The organism is Imhoffiella purpurea, from assembly GCF_000585215.1.
GTDB classification, from domain to species: domain Bacteria; phylum Pseudomonadota; class Gammaproteobacteria; order Chromatiales; family Chromatiaceae; genus Imhoffiella; species Imhoffiella purpurea.
Genome location: NZ_AONC01000015.1, coordinates 14,508 through 31,568, shown reverse-complemented (window position 1 = coordinate 31,568; position 17,061 = coordinate 14,508). Strand labels below are relative to the sequence as shown.

Genomic DNA, 17,061 nt, shown 5'->3' with positions numbered 1-17,061 from the left:
ATGCCTTGAGGATGGCTAGGATTTTCATGGCGGACTACTCCGAATACAAGGTCGATGGAAACCGTGTCGCGACGCGGACCGAACGAGACGAGACGCATATCCCGCTCGCTCTATTTCAGTATATCAGATTACTCTAATGTAATACCGAACCCAGCAATGCAGCCCGCTGTTTTTCCCGACCAACGGAATCGAGGCTGGATCTCGACCCGAACCATGGATCAGGATGGCGAACCACCAACGCAACGACGATCGATCCCCCGCTTGCGGGGCTTGCTCCAATTAGACTCCATTCATGACAGACAGAACCTGCACCCCATCACAACGCCGCATCATCGTCGGACTCTCGGGAGGCGTCGACTCCGCGGTCGCCGCCCATCTGCTCAAGGACGCGGGATATGATGTCGAGGCCCTGTTCATGAAGAACTGGGAAGAGGACGACGAGGCGGGCTACTGCGCGGCCGCGGAGGACCTGGCCGATGCCCGCGCGGTGGCCGAACGGCTCGGCATCCGGCTCCACACGGTGAATTTCGCCAGCGAGTACTGGGACCATGTGTTCGAATATTTCCTCGCCGAATACCGGGCGCTGCGCACGCCGAACCCCGACATCCTCTGCAACCGCGAGATCAAGTTCGCCGCCTTTCTCGATCACGCGCTCGGTCTCGGCGCCGAGGCGATCGCCACCGGACACTATGCGCGCCTGACCCATGACGAAACCGGCCATCATCTGCGGCTCTGCGCAGACGAGGGCAAGGACCAGACCTACTTCCTGCATCTGCTGAACCAGACCCAGCTCGCCCATGCGCACTTCCCGCTGGCGAATCTGACCAAGCCGGAGGTCCGGCGGATCGCCGCCGATCTCGGGCTCGCCAATGCCCAGAAGAAGGACAGCACGGGAATCTGTTTCATCGGCGAACGGCGCTTCAAGGACTTCCTGGAGCGCTTTCTACCCCGCGACCCAGGGCCGATCGAAACACCTGATGGCGTCTACCTCGGGCAGCATCAGGGGCTCGCCTACTACACCATCGGACAGCGTCAGGGCCTGGGGATCGGCGGGATCGCCGGCGGACGCGAGTCGCCCTGGTACGTCGCCGCCAAGGACGCCTCCCGCAACCTGCTGGTCGTGGTGCAGGACGGAAACCATCCTCTGCTGATGGCCCATGCGCTGAAGGCGCTCGAGCCCCATTGGATCAGCGGCCGACCGCCAGGCACCCTACCCTTTCGCTGTCTCGCCCGTCTGCGTCACCGTCAGCCGCTGCAGGCATGCACCCTGCTCGCGCTCGACTCGGACGGCTGCCGGATCGCCTTCGACGTCCCTCAGCGCGCCATCACGCCGGGCCAGTCGATCGTCTTCTACGACGGCGACGAGTGTCTCGGCGGCGCCGTGATCGAGCATGCCGCATGACCCACGGAACGCGATCGATCGTTTCCATGTCTGCCATCAACACCGCCGCCAGCGAGAACTGGCGCTCGAACCGGCTTCGCGTTCAAATGGAGCCTCGCTCAACCCGTTGGAGATCGGAGCCGCATGCCTCCTCGTGACACTCTGGAGCGCGTCACCGCGCTTGCAGGCATCTACCAGGCCGTCAACTGCGTCATGCAGATCGCCCGCAAGGGGACAGTGGACACGGATGTCATGACGCCCTGCATCCACAGCCTCTATCAAGTCGACGCCGATACGGTCGACGCCGTCTTCGGAGAGCCCGGAGCGGTCGCGAACGGCATGCGTCAACTGATCGCTCAGTTGACCGGACAACCGGAGCGCAAGCTGGAGCTGACCCGTTACGTCGTCCAGCTGATCCGGCTCGAGCGCAGCCTCTCGCGCCATCCGGATCAGCTCAGGCGGCTCGCCGACGGGATCGAAGAGGCCAGAGTCAAACAGGAACACTTCGGCCCCATGCACGCCAATCTGCTGGCCCATTTCGCCGAGCTCTACAGCGCCACCATCAGCCATCTCGAACCGCGCATCATCATTCGGGGCGAATCGCTGCACCTGCGCAATCCTGACAATCAGAACCGAATACGCGCCCTATTGCTCGCCAGCATCCGGGCGGCGATGCTGTGGCGCCAGATCGGCGGCTCGCGCTGGCAGATCCTGCTCAAGAACCGCCAGATCCTCGCGGACGCCAGACGCTATCTCGCCATGCATGTGGCTTGAGCTGCAAACCTCCAGCGGCCAGCTTCCAGCTGGGTTGCAGCGACCCGACGCATCGCGATTCATCCCGCCGAGGGTCGAGCGGCCCGCATCCGCATCGAATGGCGCCAACGGCGAAGCTGCTTCCGCTGGAGGCTGGTCGCTGGCGGCTGGAAGCTAGAGTCTTTTACCGCACTGCAGCATATGGCGGAACACCGAGCGGAACGGTAGAATTTAGGGCTGCCCAAGAATCAAGATGACACGCTTCCGGAGCCCTAAATGCCCAACAGCTTCAACGCCAAGACCAACCTGAACGTCGCTGGCCAGGACTACGAGATCTTCAAGCTCGACGCCGTCCCGGGCGCCGAGCGTCTGCCCTATTCCCTCAAGATCCTGCTCGAGAACCTGCTCCGGAACGAGGATGGCGTGACCGTCACGCGCCAGGACATCGAATTCTTCGGTCAGTGGGACTCCCAGGCGGAGCCCGCCAAGGAAATCCAGTACCGCCCCGCCCGCGTGCTGATGCAGGACTTCACCGGCGTGCCCGCGGTGGTCGATCTGGCCGCCATGCGCGACGCCATGGCCGCGCTCGGCGGCGACCCACGCAAGATCAATCCGCTGCAGCCGGCAGAGCTGGTCATCGACCACTCGGTGCAGGTCGATCACTTCGGCTCCGATTCCGCCTTCGGCCTCAACGCCGAACTCGAGTTCAGCCGCAACAAGGAGCGCTACCAGTTCCTCAAATGGGGCCAGAACGCCCTCGACGGCTTCAAGGTCGTGCCACCCGACACCGGCATCGTCCACCAGGTCAACGTCGAATATCTCTCGCGCGTCATCTTCCCCAAGCCGCTCGACGGCAAGACCCAGGCCTACTTCGACACCTGCGTCGGCACCGACTCGCACACCACCATGGTCAACGGCATCGGCGTGCTGGGCTGGGGCGTCGGCGGCATCGAGGCCGAGGCCTCCATGCTCGGCCAGCCGATCTCCATGCTGGTTCCCAAGGTCGTGGGCTTCAAGTTGACCGGCACCCTCAAGGAAGGCGTCACCGCGACCGACCTGGTGCTCACCATCGTCGAGCGTCTGCGCCAGCACGGCGTGGTCGGCAAGTTCGTCGAGTTCTACGGCCCGGCCATCGCCACCCTGCCGATGGGCGAGCGCAACACCATCGCCAACATGGGGCCGGAGTACGGCGCAACCTGCGGACTCTTCCCCATCGATCAGATCACGCTCGACTACCTGCGCCTGACCGGCCGCAGCGAGGAGCAGCTCGCATTGGTCGAGGCCTACTGCAAGGCGCAGGGCGTGTGGCACACCGCCGACGCCGCCGAGGCCGACTATTCCGAAACGCTCGATCTCGATCTGGGCGACGTGGTTCCCTCGCTCGCCGGCCCCAAACGCCCCCAGGACCGCGTCGAGCTGTCCGAGATGGCCAGCCACTTCCCGGCCGCCCTCGAATCGCTCAAGCAGGAGCGCAACATCCCGAGCAAGGGCCCGGCCAAGGCCACGATCGACGGCGAGGAGGTCGAGATCTCGGACGGCTCCATCGTGGTCGCCGCCATCACCTCCTGCACCAATACCTCGAACCCGAGCGTGCTGATCGCCGCCGGCCTGGTCGCCAAGAAGGCCGCCGCCATGGGCCTGAAGCGCGCCCCCTGGGTCAAGACCGCCTTCGGCCCCGGCTCCATGGCGGTTACCCGTTATCTGGACCGCGCCGGGCTGACCGAACCGCTCAAGTCGCTCGGTTTCCACAACGTCGGCTACGGCTGTACCGTCTGTATCGGCAACACGGGCCCGCTGCCCGAGCCGATCTCCAAGGCGATCGCCGCCAACGACCTCTGCGCCGTGTCCATCCTTTCGGGCAACCGCAACTTCGAGGGCCGGGTGCATGCCGAGGTGCGCATGAACTATCTGGCCAGCCCGCCGCTGGTCGTCGCCTACGCCATCGCCGGTCGCATCGACATCGATCCCTTCAATGACCCCTTGACCAAGGACGCGAACGGCAACCCCGTCTATCTCAAGGACATCTGGCCGAGCCAGGACGAGGTCACCCAGGCGATCTCCGCGTTCGTCACCCCGGACGAGTTCACCACCGCCTACGCCGACGTCTTCAGCGGCGACGCGCGCTGGCAGTCGCTGGCCGCCGCCGAGACCCAGACCTACGACTGGCCCGCAGACTCCACCTACATCCAGAACCCGCCCTACTTCCAGGGCATGAGCCTGGACGTGGCCCCGGTCGAGGACATCCAGGGCGCGCGCTGTCTGGCGCTCCTGGGGCACTCCATCACCACCGATCACATCTCCCCGGCCGGTTCCATCAAGCCCGACTCGCCGGCCGGCAGGTACCTGATCGAGAAGGGCGTGGATCCCAAGGACTTCAACAGCCTGGGTTCGCGTCGCGGCAACCACGAGGTGATGATGCGCGGCACCTTCGCCAACATCCGGCTGCGCAACCTCATGGCGCCGGGCACCGAGGGCGGCGTGACCCTGCACCAGCCGAGCGGCGAACAGATGTCCATCTACGACGCGGCCATGAAGTATCAGGCCGAGGGCACCCCGGCCATCGTCATCGCCGGCAAGGAATACGGCTCGGGCTCCTCGCGCGACTGGGCCGCCAAGGGTCCACGTCTGCTGGGCGTGCGTGCCGTCATCGCCGAGAGCTACGAGCGCATCCACCGCTCCAACCTGGTCGGCATGGGCATCCTGCCGCTCGAGTTCATCAATGGCGACACCGCCCAGTCGCTCGGCCTGAACGGCACCGAAAGCTTCGACATCGTCGGGCTCGAGAACGGCGAGACCAAGCAGGTCGAGGTCAAGGCGACCGCCGCCGACGGCTCGGTGAAGAGCTTTAAGGCCAAGGTCCGGATCGACACCCCGAACGAGATGGACTACTACCGCAACGGGGGCATCCTGCATTACGTGCTGCGCAAGCTGGCGGCATCCTAAAAGAGAGTTTCGAGCCATGCGGCGCAATACGCTTCGCTATTGCGCCCTACGCTGGCTAAAAGCCTGACTCCCGACAGAGGGTCGGGTGACGGATGGCAGGGGTGTCGACGGCATGGATGCCGTCGTCAAGCCTCCAGGGATGGATTCACGGCGTCCCCAGCCAGCCGTTGCCCGATCCGGGAGTGCCCGCTAATTTCGTAGCCTGACCGCAACAGATAGCAAGCCCCTTCTTCTTGCTTTCCCACACATCCTGGGGCAGCCTTCAGCCCTTTCCGAATCGAGGCCAGAGCCCACGGGGCCGGCCCCAACCCATCACGACCATGAACAATCCGGAGCAATCCATGCCGATGGAGCTATCCACCCTCACCGCCGTGTCCCCGGTGGACGGGCGCTATGCGTCCAAGACCGCCGATCTGCGGGCCATCTTCAGCGAATACGGACTCATCCGCTGCCGCGTCCAGGTGGAGGTGCGCTGGTTCCAGGCATTGGCTCGCCATCCCCAGATCGTCGAGGTCCCGCCGTTCTCCGAAGAGGCCAATCGACGGCTTGACCAGATCGTCGACGACTTCGACCTCAGTCATGCACAACGGATCAAGGAGATCGAGCGCACCACCAACCATGACGTCAAGGCGGTCGAATACTTCCTGAAGGAGCAGATCGTAGACACTGCCGAACTGGCCCGCGTCGGCGAGTTCATCCATTTCGCCTGCACCTCCGAGGACATCAACAACCTCTCGCACGGACTCATGATCCGGGCCGGCCGCGACGAGCAACTGCTGCCGCAGATGGACCAGCTCGTCGAGGCGATCCGCGACCTGGCGCACCGCTACGCCGACCTCCCCATGCTCTCGCGCACCCACGGCCAGCCGGCGACCCCCACGACACTCGGCAAGGAGATGGCCAACGTGGTCCAGCGCCTGCGGGCGCAGCGCCAGCGCGTGGCCGAGGTTGCATTGCTGGGCAAGATCAACGGCGCCGTCGGCAACTACAACGCCCATCGAGCCGCCTATCCGGAGATCGACTGGGCCGCCTTCTCGCAGCAGTTCGTCGAGTCTCTCGGCCTGACCTGGAATCCCTACACGACCCAGATCGAGCCGCACGACTACATGGCCGAACTGTTCGACGCCATCGCCCGTTTCAATATCATCCTCACCGACTTCTGCCGCGATATCTGGGGATACATCTCGGTCGGATTCTTCAAGCAGCGCACCGTCGCCGGCGAGGTGGGCTCCTCGACCATGCCGCACAAGGTCAACCCCATCGATTTCGAGAACGCCGAAGGCAACCTGGGCATCGCCAACGCCGTGCTGGAACACCTGGGCCGCAAACTGCCCATCTCGCGCTGGCAGCGCGACCTGACCGACTCCACCGTGCTGCGCAACCTGGGCGTCGGCGTGGCCCACACCCAGATCGCGCTCGCCTCGGCACTGCGCGGCATCGGCAAGCTGGAAGCGGATCCGGAGCGTCTCGCCGCCGACCTGGACGCCAACTGGGAGGTGCTGGCCGAGCCCATCCAGACGGTGATGCGTCGCTATGGCGTCGAATCGCCCTACGAGAAGCTCAAGGAACTGACCCGCGGGCGCCGCGTCGGCCCGCAGCAGCTCGCCGAATTCGTGGACGGACTCGACATCCCCGCCGAAGCCAAGGCTCAGCTCGCCGCCATGACGCCCGCCACCTATCTGGGCGAGGCCGCCCGGCTGGCGCGCGCGATCTGAACGAAGGGTATCGGGACCGGTCGCATCCAGCGATAGACATCGGTGCACCGAGAGAGAAGGTCGCTGATACTGGATGCCGCCGGTCACAGTGGACGCGCTTGCCGATTCCAGTAATCGAGAAAGACGGATGCCGTGAGCGGCTCGCTGAAGAGATAGCCCTGGGCTTCGTTACAGCCGCATTCGGTCAGCAAGGCCAACTGCTCGGCCGTCTCGACACCCTCGGCGATAACCTTGAGACCGAGACTGCGTCCAAGCGCGATGATGGCGCGCACGATCGCCTGATCGTTGACGTCCAGGCTGATATCGCGCACGAAGGCACGATCGATCTTGATCCGGCTGATCGGAAACTGCTTGAGATAGCTGAGCGACGAGTATCCCGTCCCGAAATCGTCGATCGCGATCCCGACACCCATGTCGCGGATACGCTCGAGGATCGACCGCGATGTATCAGGTCCGCGGATGAGGAAACCTTCGGTGATCTCGATCTCGAGCGACTCGGGCCGGCACCCGGAGCGCTCGAGTGCGCCCTGCACCGTCTCGACAAGATTGCCGTGTAGGACCTGACGCCCGGACACGTTCACGCCCAGGCGGATTCCGCCGAAGCCCGCGCGCTCCCAGCGCTTCAGATCTCGACAGGCCTCCTCCAGGACCCAGCCGCCGATCTGTTCGATCTGACCGGTTGACTCGGCCACGGCGATAAAACGGCCCGGAAGCAGCAAGCCCGCGGTCGGATGCAGCCAGCGGACCAGAACCTCCGCCCCCATCAGCCGACCGCTTCTCAGGTCGATCTGCGGCTGGAAAACGAGCCTGAGCTCATGCTCGGCCAGAGCACGCCGCAAGGCCGTCTCGATCTCCAGACGCTCTCGAGCGCGCTCTGTCATGTCCGCGGTATAGAATCGATAGGCCCTGCGACCGTCGGCCTTCGCTCGATACATGGCCGCATCGGCATTGCGAAGCAGTGTCTCGGTATCTGCCCCATCCTCCGGATAGAGACTGACCCCGATGCTCGGCGTGATGCAGATATCTCCCGAATCGAGCTCCAAGGGGTCGTTGAAGGCATTCAGGATCATCTCCGCGATCGAGGTGACATCCGCCACGCTTCGCGCGTCTTCGACGATGACGACAAACTCGTCTCCCCCCAGGCGCGCAACCGTATCACCCTCGCGCAGAGAGTTCAGGAGCCGACCTGAAACCGCCTTGAGCAGCTGGTCTCCCGTCGTGTGTCCGAGGCTATCGTTGATTTCCTTGAAATGATCGAGGTCGAGAAAAAGAACGGCCACCCCCGATCCGGCACGATGGGCGTGATGAATCGCATGTCCGAGACGATCGAGCATCAGCAGACGATTCGGCAGACCGGTCAGGGGATCGTGATCGGCCAGATGCCGCAGCGAGCGCCCTTGCTCACGGAGCGCCGTCTCAGCCTTTTCACGCTCCATGATTTCTGCCTGGAGCGACGCGTTGGTTGCCGTGAGTGCCTCCGTGCGCTCGCGAATCACTTCTTCGCGACGCAAGTTCTCGGCATTGAGCCTTGCCACCAGCTCCTGATTCCAGGTCCCCAGATGGACATGATCGCGAAACAGCCGATCCGCATTGCGCGCGAACAAGGTCAGCATCAATGCGTAGATACAGATGGCCAGGGCGAGCCATCTGAGCTCGTGCGGCTCTTTGGTCATCAGAATCAGCGCCATCATGAAAAGCTGCGGATAGACATAGAGCACGAAGGATGGCAAGTGCGACGACAGGATCGCGACCGCAGAACTGGTGACCCCGAGCACCAGCATGAACAGCGATGCGACCACGACCTGATCCTCCATGTCGCCGAGCATCAGGAGCACGAGACTCCAGGAGCAGCCGACCGCCAACGAGGCATTGCGGTAACGCCGCAGCCAGGCCGATGGGGAAGCCTCCGCCGCATGCTGTTTCCAGCGGGACCAGAGCCACAATCGATACCCGGCCACAGACCACATCGTCAGGGTCCATCCGAGCAACGGGGAGGTCTCCAGACGGGAGTGCAGAACGAAGAAGTACAGGGCCGAGATGGCCAAGACCGTCAGATTCGAGATCGGCGCCTGCAGATACAGGGCACGCATCTGCTCATGAGCGAGGAATTCGGGGCGCCGACCAGACACGCCTTGTGCCTCCCGATATGAAACAGGGTGCTTGACGAAAGGGCCATCCAAGCGCGTGACGGTATCAGGGATCCGAACGAAACACCACGCACACGCAGCGAATTCAGCCCAAGCACTCACCTTCGACCGGGGATCGGGCGACCCGGCCATGGGCGAAGCGGGACGTGAAAAAAGGCCGATCATGCCAGGCATGACCGGCCCTGCCACAAGCCTCAGTCGGGGGGGGTGAGGCTCATTGGACCTTGAGCGACGCCGGTTCGGGAATCGACGTCGGATACTCGGGGAATCGGAGGGGGTCATGCACGGCGCTCGCAGGAGGCGAGCGCCGTCATACGGAGAAGGCCAGGCTGAAGTGGCAATCTCCAGATGCCTTGGGAGATCAACCCTCGTAGTCGGCCTTGATGGTCACGCGACGCTGTTCGAGGGAGTAGATGTCGACGCCGGGAAGCATGTCCAGCTCGCCACGGCTCTCGACGGACATGATGTCCTCGGCCGGAATACCGCGGCTGATCATGTAGTCATGCACGGTCTCGGCACGGCGCATGCCCAGCTGATAGTTGTATGCCTCGGAACCCTTGGCGTCGGTGTGACCGACCAGGGAGATCTTCTCGCGCACCGGGGTATCGTTGACCTGGGCGATGTAATCGTCCAAACGCTGCAACTCGCCGTCGTTGACGATGTTCTCGATCCGGTACTTGTCGAATTCGAAGTTGAGACGAACGTTGAATTCCTTGGGCACGGCGGGCGGAGCGACACAGGGCTCCAGATCGTTGGGACCATGGAGGCTCTGCCAGCATTCGCCGTAGTTGGTGACCCAGGCGGTGCCATCGGGCTTGGCGGACCAGAAGTGCTCCATATTGTAGTCGCCAGCGCTCGCAGCAGTGGGAACAGCCAGTACCGCAGCCACCGCGAACGGAGCAGCCAGCGAGGCGAGGCGGAGAATATTCTTGTGTTTGCGCATCTTTTCGTTTCCTGTTCAGGTGGGTGGAGAGGATCGAATCGGGAATCCTGGCTCAGTCGCTGAAATGCACGTCAGTAAAATACAACAGCGTCGTGATTTTCTCTTCTAGCGCCGCAATTCCGCTCTCCCGAAACTGACATCCAAAATCGCTGGGCGCGGGCGGCGATGGATCGGCCGCTCATGGGACACAGACATTTTAGCCTACAACAGGAACATAAGTGCAACTTTTTTATACTTCCGATGCATATTTGCAACTACCGTCATCCCAATACAACAACTCAGTCGAGAGCCCCGATTTCACCCCACTTCCATCAGGGGCCGGGTCCAAGATAGGCGTCGACATCACGCAACAAGCCGCCCCGAGACAGCATTGAGAAAGCCCCCTTCAGGAGGCATTCTCGTCAATCCTACCTCGCGCCTGCCGCTCACCAGGGAATCGAACATGTCGCCAAAGCCGCATCTCGAAGATCTCGCGCTGGAGGCCCCGAAAGGCCCCATCAGACTCGACAGCGCTCGAGCGATCCAGCAAACCAGCGCACTGATGGCCACTCGAGCCCGCCGCGAGCTGTTGATCTTCGGCCGCACACTGGATCCGGAGATCTACGATCGGGGCGAATTTCTCGACGGGGTCAGACGCCTCGCACTGAACAGGGCCTCGATCTGCGTCCGAATCCTGCTGTTCGACACCCGAGAGGCCACTCGAGCCGGTCACCGCCTGATCGAGATGAGCCGCCATCTCACCTCGCGGATTGCGATCCAGTGCGTCTCGGAAGACGACCGCGATCGGCTCGACGCCTTTCTCGTCATCGATGAGCGGGGCTACGTCCGACGGCGCTTGGCCGATACCATGGAGGCCACCGCCGATTTCGACAACCCCCATGAGTCGCGCCTGCTGCGCACGGATTTCGAACAGATGTGGGACCGCAGCAGCCCGGACGCCGAGATGCGGCGTCTCTATCTCTGAAAGAGGCATGCGGAGATGCGGGATCGAACCCCTGGAGACAACAGGCGAACGACAGGCATTCGCTGGCCGAGAATCGCCCTCGTCCTGATCCTTCTCGTCACGGCCTGGATCGCCGGCTGGACCTGGTGGGCCGAGGGACACCCCAGCGAGGAGCGCGAGCTCAGGGTGTTCGTCCACCGGCAACTCACGCAGCTCTTCCCCGAGGCCATGTCGATCGAGAGCGACGCCTGGTACGGACTCGTCGAGCGCCATCCGGCCGCCCCGGACGCCAAGATCAGGGTCCTGCTCGTGCATGGATTGGACGAGCCGGGCAGCATCTGGGACGACCTCCTTCCGGCACTCGCCGAAACCGGCCTGGGTGTCTGGGAGCTGCGCTACCCGAACGATCAGGGCATCGACCGAAGCAGCGACTATCTGGCAGGGCTCTGGCCCGAGCTTCCGCCCGACCTCCCGATCGCACTCGTCGGACACAGCATGGGCGGACTGGTGATCCGGGACTGGTTGACGAACCGATATTCCAGGATGCCGGGATCGGACGGCCAGCAGGAGGCCGCCATTCTCGGTGCCATCCTCGTCGGTACCCCCAACCATGGATCCGAGTGGGCACGATTGCGGATCTGGCTCGAGCTGCGCGACCATGTCGTCGGCAGCCCCGAGCGCCGCTTCTCGCTCCTCTCGGCGCTCAGAGACGGCGTCGGCGAGGCCAAGGTCGACCTGCGCCCGGACAGCGATTTTCTCGCGTCGCTCAATGCGCGCCCCTGGCCCGCAGCCGTCCCCATTCAGCTGATCGGCGGACGCCTGATACGGCCGACCGCCGAGATGACCAGAAACCTGGCGGGCATCGGAGAGGATCTCGGGTCGGAGGAGCTGACCAGACGTCTGACGCGCTGGTGGACCGGCCTCGGCAGCGATCTCGGCGACGGCGTGGTGACACTCGAATCGCTACGGATCCCCGGGGTCGCGGAGCCGATCCTGGTCGAGGGATCCCACCGCGGCATGCTGCTCCGCTACCACCGGGCCGATCCGGCGCCAGCCGCCATCGCCCCCATCCTGGAGACCTTGAAACGATGGACGGACGATCGCGGAGCTCGATGAGCCGAGGACGCTGACGGCACGCGAGCCCCCTAGGATTCGGCCTCCTTCCCGAGTCGGACGATGCGCCCGTCGAGACGCGGCGAGACCCTCCCGGATTCGCGCACGGCCTGGATCAGCATGTCCGAGATCAGCCTCCCGGTCATTCGGGGCTCGGTCATCGCCTTGAGAACCTCGTAGCCATCGCCACCGGCCGCCAGAAAATCTGGCACGACCACAGTGTAGGCGCGTTCCGGATCGATCGGCTCGCCACCGATGGCGGCCGACGCCAGCCGATCTCCATCGATGCTGTAGGTCAGCCCAGACACCTGCAGAAAGCCACCCGGGTTGTCGTCGGGATCGAGCTTCGCGCTCCGCTCCAGCGCCGCCAGAAGCTGACCGCCGCCAAGGCGGCCGACGACCAGTTCGTTACGGAACGGAAACGCCTCGTAGACCTGCTTGAGCCTGATCCGGCCGCGTGGAATGCTGGCCCGGAAGCCGCCAGCGTTGAACAGGGCCACATCCGACTGGGTTTCGGAACGGGCCAGATCGGCCATGAGATCGCCGAAGACCGCCTCGGAGCGGCGGATCAGCGCGCGCTTGGCGCTCAGATCGACATCCGTCGCGCCGATCTCTTCGTCCAGATCGGCATCCGCCTGGGCGAGGATACGCTCGACCTCTCGCGCCATCTCGGGATCCTCGGGCAGATCGGCGTCGATCGGGATCAGACGATAGTCCGACTGAACCATGCGCCCATCCCGGCAGACGAGGTCCATCCGTCCGAGCCATTCGCCGCGCGCGCCGGCCTGGACGATGGATACGCCACCCCGAACCTCCGGCTGTTCCAGCAGAAAATGATTGTGTCCGCCGACGATGAGATCGATGCCTGGAACGGCAGTCGCGAGACGCCTGTCCCCGGCCAGTCCGAGATGCGAGAGCACCAGGACCAGATCGGCCCGAGCACGCAGTTCCGGAACGAGCCGACGCGCCGTCTCGATCGGATCCTCGACCGTCACCCCCTGGATATTTCGCGGATGGGTCGCCGTCCGCAATTCAGGCGTGGTGAGGCCCATGACGGCGACCTCGAGCCCAGCCTCGTCGAACAGGGCGAACGGACGCGTCGGCAAGGGATCGGGTTGGACCAGAACGTTCGCTGTCAGAAATGGGAAGCCCACCTGCGCGGCAAGCCGGCGAAAGACGTCCTGACCATAGTCGAATTCGTGATTTCCCACGACCGCCGCATCGACGCCGATACGATCGAACATGAGGACATCGGGAATCCCCTGGAAGAGGGTCGAGGTCAGGGTTCCCTGCAGCAGATCGCCAGCGAACAGCAGCAGAATCGGGCTTGACCCCTTCTCGGCACGCACCCGGTCGATCGCTTCCGCCAAGCGAGCGATCCCGCCGACCGGCGAGGCATGATCCGAGTCGGTATAGGATTCGAGCTGACCGTGGAAATCGTTGAAGTGCAGGAGCGTCAGCGACGCTCCCGATCGGCATGCGGCCCATGCAGTCTGCCCGCCCGCAAGCGCGAGAAGCAGAATGGCCATCACCCCCAGGCGGATCCTTCCCATCGGTGGCCGGTCCTGAATCGAGGAGAAATGCAGGCAAGCGTCGAAATCCTGCAGACGTGGCTGCAGGATTCCGACGTCCCTCGCGAGCGCTTTCGGTTCAGCGAGGAGTCATGTGGAGCATCCACGCCGGCATCGGATGGGCGGGAGACGCAGGCTCCGCGGCCGGCTCGGCCACAGCTTCCTCGGCGACCGGGGCCTCGGCAGCCTCTTCAGCCGCAGCGACCTCGGTCGTTTCGACCGCAGCCTCGGCAACCGGAGTCTCATCGGCGGCGGGTGCCTCGGTGGACTCGGCGACGGCCTCTGCGGGCGCCTCTTCAGCAGCCGGAGCGGCCGGAGCGGCCGATTCCGCGATCGTTTCCTCGGCGGCAGGCGCCTCTTCCGGCGCGGACTCGGTCGTCGTGGCAGCCTCGGCCGCCTCAGCGGGAGCGGCAACGTTGGCGGTTTCCGGCTCGGTGGCAGGCTCTTCGGCCGGTTTGGCCGGCTCCGGCGGCTGAACCAGGGCAACGGTGCCGATCTGGGCCAGATTCGCGGAGATCTGGGCCTGACTCAGAGGCTCCGGATCACCCGCGAACAGACCGTGCGAAGCCCCATGGATGAGCCACATGACGAAGAGCACGGCGACGACGCCGGCAACCTTCTGGTCTACGCCAAGGGAATCCAGCGTGGCCTTGAATTGCGCCATACCCGGCACGGTTTCGTTCATCAGATGTATCCTCTTGTTCGGATCACGAAAATGGTTGCAAACAGCTAAGCCTATCTAGGCTGCCTGAACGCACGTCTCTATTCAAGTCAAGCCGGAACGCCGGGGTCGCGAGCCCACGCCACCGACCCGAAGCTCGAATCCGACGAGCCGATCGCAGAACGAGCCAGACATCCTTGCGGCTCGATCAATCTTTTGCATTGAATCAGCCCCAGGACGTCCAGCTCCTCCCTGCGCTATATTCTCTCGATTGTTTAGCCGTTTTATCAACTGAACCGGCGCTAAACTCCCGCGGCTGCGCCTCTGCAAATCGCAATCAGCCCATCGCCCTTGCCCCTGGACGAAGGCCGTCGGCGTCCGGCCCAGCCCGCATGATCTCACGAACGATATTACGTATTTTAGAGACCGGAGAACGAACACGATGACCGATTACGTCCGCTGGCTCAGCGACCTCGGGATGGACGATGTACCCGTCGTTGGAGGCAAGAACGCCTCCCTTGGCGAGATGATCCAGAACCTGACTCATCTCGGGGTGCAAGTCCCCGGCGGTTTCGCGACCACGGCCGACGCCTATCGTGAATTCCTCGCTCGCGACGGGCTCGACGAGCGCATTCAAACCGTTCTGGACGAACTGGACGTCGAGGACGTCGCCGCCCTCGCCGAGGCCGGCCCGCGCATCCGCGACTGGGTGATGGAACAGCCCTTCCCGCCCGAGCTCGACGCCGCCATCGACGCGGCCTACGCCAAGCTGACCGCCGAGTCCGGAGACGGCGTCTCCTGGGCCGTGCGCTCCTCGGCCACCGCCGAGGACCTGCCCGACGCCTCCTTCGCCGGCCAGCAGGAGACCTTCCTCAACGTCCAGGGGCTCGACAACATCAAGCACCGGATCAAGGAGGTCTTCGCCTCCCTGTTCAACGACCGCGCCATCTCCTACCGCGTCCACCAGGGCTTCGAGCACCGTCACGTCGCCCTGTCCGCCGGCATCCAGCGCATGGTGCGCAGCGACCTGGCCGCCTCGGGCGTCATGTTCACCCTCGACACCGAGTCCGGCTTCCGCGACGCCGTCTTCATCACCTCCAGCTACGGCCTGGGCGAGATGGTGGTCCAGGGCGCGGTCAACCCCGACGAATTCTACGTCCACAAGCCGACCCTCAAGGCCGGCCGTCCGGCCATCCTGCGCCGCACCGTCGGCGACAAGGCCGTGCGCATGGTCTACAACGAGCCAGGCGCCGACTCCTACGTCAAGACCGAGCCGGTCCCCGAGGAGATGCGTCCCCTGTTCAGCATCACCGACGCCGAGATCGAGGAGCTGGCCAAGCAGGCGATCCAGATCGAGCAGCACTACGGCCGTCCGATGGACGTCGAGTGGGCGAAAGACGGCGTCGACGGCAAGATCTATGTCGTCCAGGCCCGCCCCGAGACGGTCCAGAGCCGCAGCGGCAACGTCATCGAGCGCTACGTACTGCGTCAGAAGGGTCCGGTCATGACCAGCGGCCGCAGCATCGGCAGCCGCATCGGCGCCGGCAAGGCGCGCATCGTCGCGAGCATCGCCGACATGCACAAGGTCGAGGCCGGCGACGTCCTCATCACCGACATGACCGATCCCGACTGGGAGCCGGTGATGAAGCGCGCCGCCGCCATCGTCACCAACCGCGGCGGGCGCACCTGCCACGCGGCCATCATCGCCCGCGAGCTGGGCGTGCCCGCCGTGGTCGGCTGCAACAATGCCACCGACGTGATCAAGGACGGCCAGGAGGTCACCGTCAGCTGCGCCGAGGGCGACACCGGCTACATCTACGAGGGCAAGCTGGCGTTCGACTACAAGACGGTCGAGCTCACCGCCATGCCCGAGATCCCGGTCAAGATCATGATGAACGTCGGCAACCCCGACCGCGCCTTCGCCTTCTCGGCGACGCCGAACGCGGGCATCGGTCTGGCGCGTCTCGAGTTCATCATCAACAACATGATCGGCATCCATCCCAAGGCGCTGCTCGAATTCGACCAGCTCCCGGCCGACCTCAAGGCCCAGATCGCACCGCGCATCGCCGCCTACCCGAGCCCGCGCGAGTTCTACGTCGCCAAGCTGGCCGAGGGCATCTCGACCCTGGCCGCGGCCTTCGCGCCGAGCAGCGTCATCGTGCGCATGTCGGACTTCAAGTCCAACGAATACGCCAACCTCATCGGCGGCCCGCGCTACGAGCCCGAGGAAGAGAACCCCATGATCGGCTTCCGCGGCGCCGGTCGCTACGTGGCGGAGAACTTCAAGGACTGCTTCGAGATGGAGTGCGAGGCGCTCAAGCGCGTCCGCGACGACATGGGTCTGACCAACGTCGAGATCATGATCCCCTTCGTCCGCACCCTGGGTCAGGCCAAGGCCGTCTCCGAGTCGCTGGCCGCACAGGGCCTGGAGCGCGGCAAGAACGGTCTGCGTCTCATCATGATGTGCGAGCTGCCCTCCAACGCCGTCCTGGCCGAGGAGTTCCTGGAGTACTTCGACGGCTTCTCGATCGGCTCGAACGACATGACCCAGCTCACCCTGGGCCTCGACCGCGACTCCAGCCTGGTCGCCGAGCACTTCGACGAGCGCGATCCGGCGGTGAAGAAGATGCTCTCCATGGCCATCTCCGCGTGCCGCGCCCAGGACAAGTACGTCGGCATCTGCGGTCAGGGTCCGTCGGACCACAAGGACTTCGCCGACTGGCTGCTCAAGCAGGGCATCAGCAGCATCTCGCTGAACCCCGACACCGTGATCGACACCTGGATCTATCTGGCCGAGCAGGCCAAGACCCTCTGATCGTCCCCGAGGTCGCCGGCGGCATGGGCCGTCGGCGACCGCCCCCACCTTTTCGCCCGCCCGGACAGGACCCTCG

11 protein-coding genes are annotated in these 17,061 nt (G+C 64.3%); 7 read left to right on the top strand and 4 right to left on the bottom strand.

Annotated features, from left to right (window positions below):
- The first annotated feature begins 292 nt into the window (after nucleotides 1-292).
- From mnmA to purB, 4 genes are all read left to right on the top strand, one after another.
- Entirely contained in the window at nucleotides 293-1,402 is a 1,110-nt protein-coding gene (gene mnmA, locus D779_RS05495) for a tRNA 2-thiouridine(34) synthase MnmA (protein WP_043750685.1), read from the top strand.
- Nucleotides 1,403-1,525: 123 nt separating this feature from the next.
- Nucleotides 1,526-2,155: a high frequency lysogenization protein HflD gene (gene hflD / locus D779_RS05490; protein ID WP_043750682.1), complete on the top strand. Its 630-nt coding sequence runs from the start codon at nucleotides 1,526-1,528 to the stop codon at nucleotides 2,153-2,155.
- A gap of 255 nt (nucleotides 2,156-2,410) precedes the next feature.
- On the top strand, nucleotides 2,411-5,077 hold the full coding sequence (gene acnA / locus D779_RS05485; protein WP_043750679.1) for an aconitate hydratase AcnA: 2,667 nt from the start codon (nucleotides 2,411-2,413) through the stop codon (nucleotides 5,075-5,077).
- A gap of 341 nt (nucleotides 5,078-5,418) precedes the next feature.
- Nucleotides 5,419-6,792: an adenylosuccinate lyase gene (gene purB / locus D779_RS05480; RefSeq protein WP_094300762.1), complete on the top strand. Its 1,374-nt coding sequence runs from the start codon at nucleotides 5,419-5,421 to the stop codon at nucleotides 6,790-6,792.
- An 83-nt stretch (nucleotides 6,793-6,875) separates the two neighbouring features.
- On the opposite strand, the gene D779_RS05475 is transcribed toward purB, so the two are convergent.
- Nucleotides 6,876-8,921, bottom strand: a complete 2,046-nt coding sequence (locus D779_RS05475) for a putative bifunctional diguanylate cyclase/phosphodiesterase (protein WP_198295671.1) — start codon at nucleotides 8,919-8,921, stop codon at nucleotides 6,876-6,878.
- A gap of 379 nt (nucleotides 8,922-9,300) precedes the next feature.
- Nucleotides 9,301-9,882 carry an OmpA family protein gene (locus tag D779_RS05470; RefSeq protein ID WP_043750677.1) on the bottom strand — a complete coding sequence of 194 codons (582 nt, stop codon included), beginning with the start codon at nucleotides 9,880-9,882 and terminating at the stop codon, nucleotides 9,301-9,303.
- Between the two features lie 442 nt (nucleotides 9,883-10,324).
- On the opposite strand from D779_RS05470, the gene D779_RS05465 reads away from it, so the two are divergent.
- Together D779_RS05465 and D779_RS05460 are read left to right on the top strand one after the other, a co-directional pair.
- Complete coding sequence (locus tag D779_RS05465; protein ID WP_043750674.1) at nucleotides 10,325-10,846, top strand: DUF7931 domain-containing protein; 522 nt, start codon at nucleotides 10,325-10,327, stop codon at nucleotides 10,844-10,846.
- Between the two features lie 15 nt (nucleotides 10,847-10,861).
- Nucleotides 10,862-11,941: a lecithin--cholesterol acyltransferase gene (locus tag D779_RS05460; protein ID WP_043750670.1), complete on the top strand. Its 1,080-nt coding sequence runs from the start codon at nucleotides 10,862-10,864 to the stop codon at nucleotides 11,939-11,941.
- 29 nt (nucleotides 11,942-11,970) lie between these two features.
- On the opposite strand, the gene D779_RS05455 is transcribed toward D779_RS05460, so the two are convergent.
- Both D779_RS05455 and D779_RS05450 read right to left on the bottom strand, forming a co-directional pair.
- On the bottom strand, nucleotides 11,971-13,491 hold the full coding sequence (locus D779_RS05455; RefSeq protein ID WP_043750667.1) for a bifunctional metallophosphatase/5'-nucleotidase: 1,521 nt from the start codon (nucleotides 13,489-13,491) through the stop codon (nucleotides 11,971-11,973).
- 97 nt (nucleotides 13,492-13,588) lie between these two features.
- On the bottom strand, nucleotides 13,589-14,194 hold the full coding sequence (locus D779_RS05450; protein ID WP_052347864.1) for a hypothetical protein: 606 nt from the start codon (nucleotides 14,192-14,194) through the stop codon (nucleotides 13,589-13,591).
- A 418-nt stretch (nucleotides 14,195-14,612) separates the two neighbouring features.
- On the opposite strand from D779_RS05450, the gene ppsA reads away from it, so the two are divergent.
- A complete protein-coding gene (gene ppsA / locus D779_RS05445) occupies nucleotides 14,613-16,985 on the top strand; it encodes a phosphoenolpyruvate synthase (protein WP_043750664.1) in 2,373 nt (790 codons plus the stop codon).
- The last annotated feature ends 76 nt before the right edge of the window (nucleotides 16,986-17,061 follow it).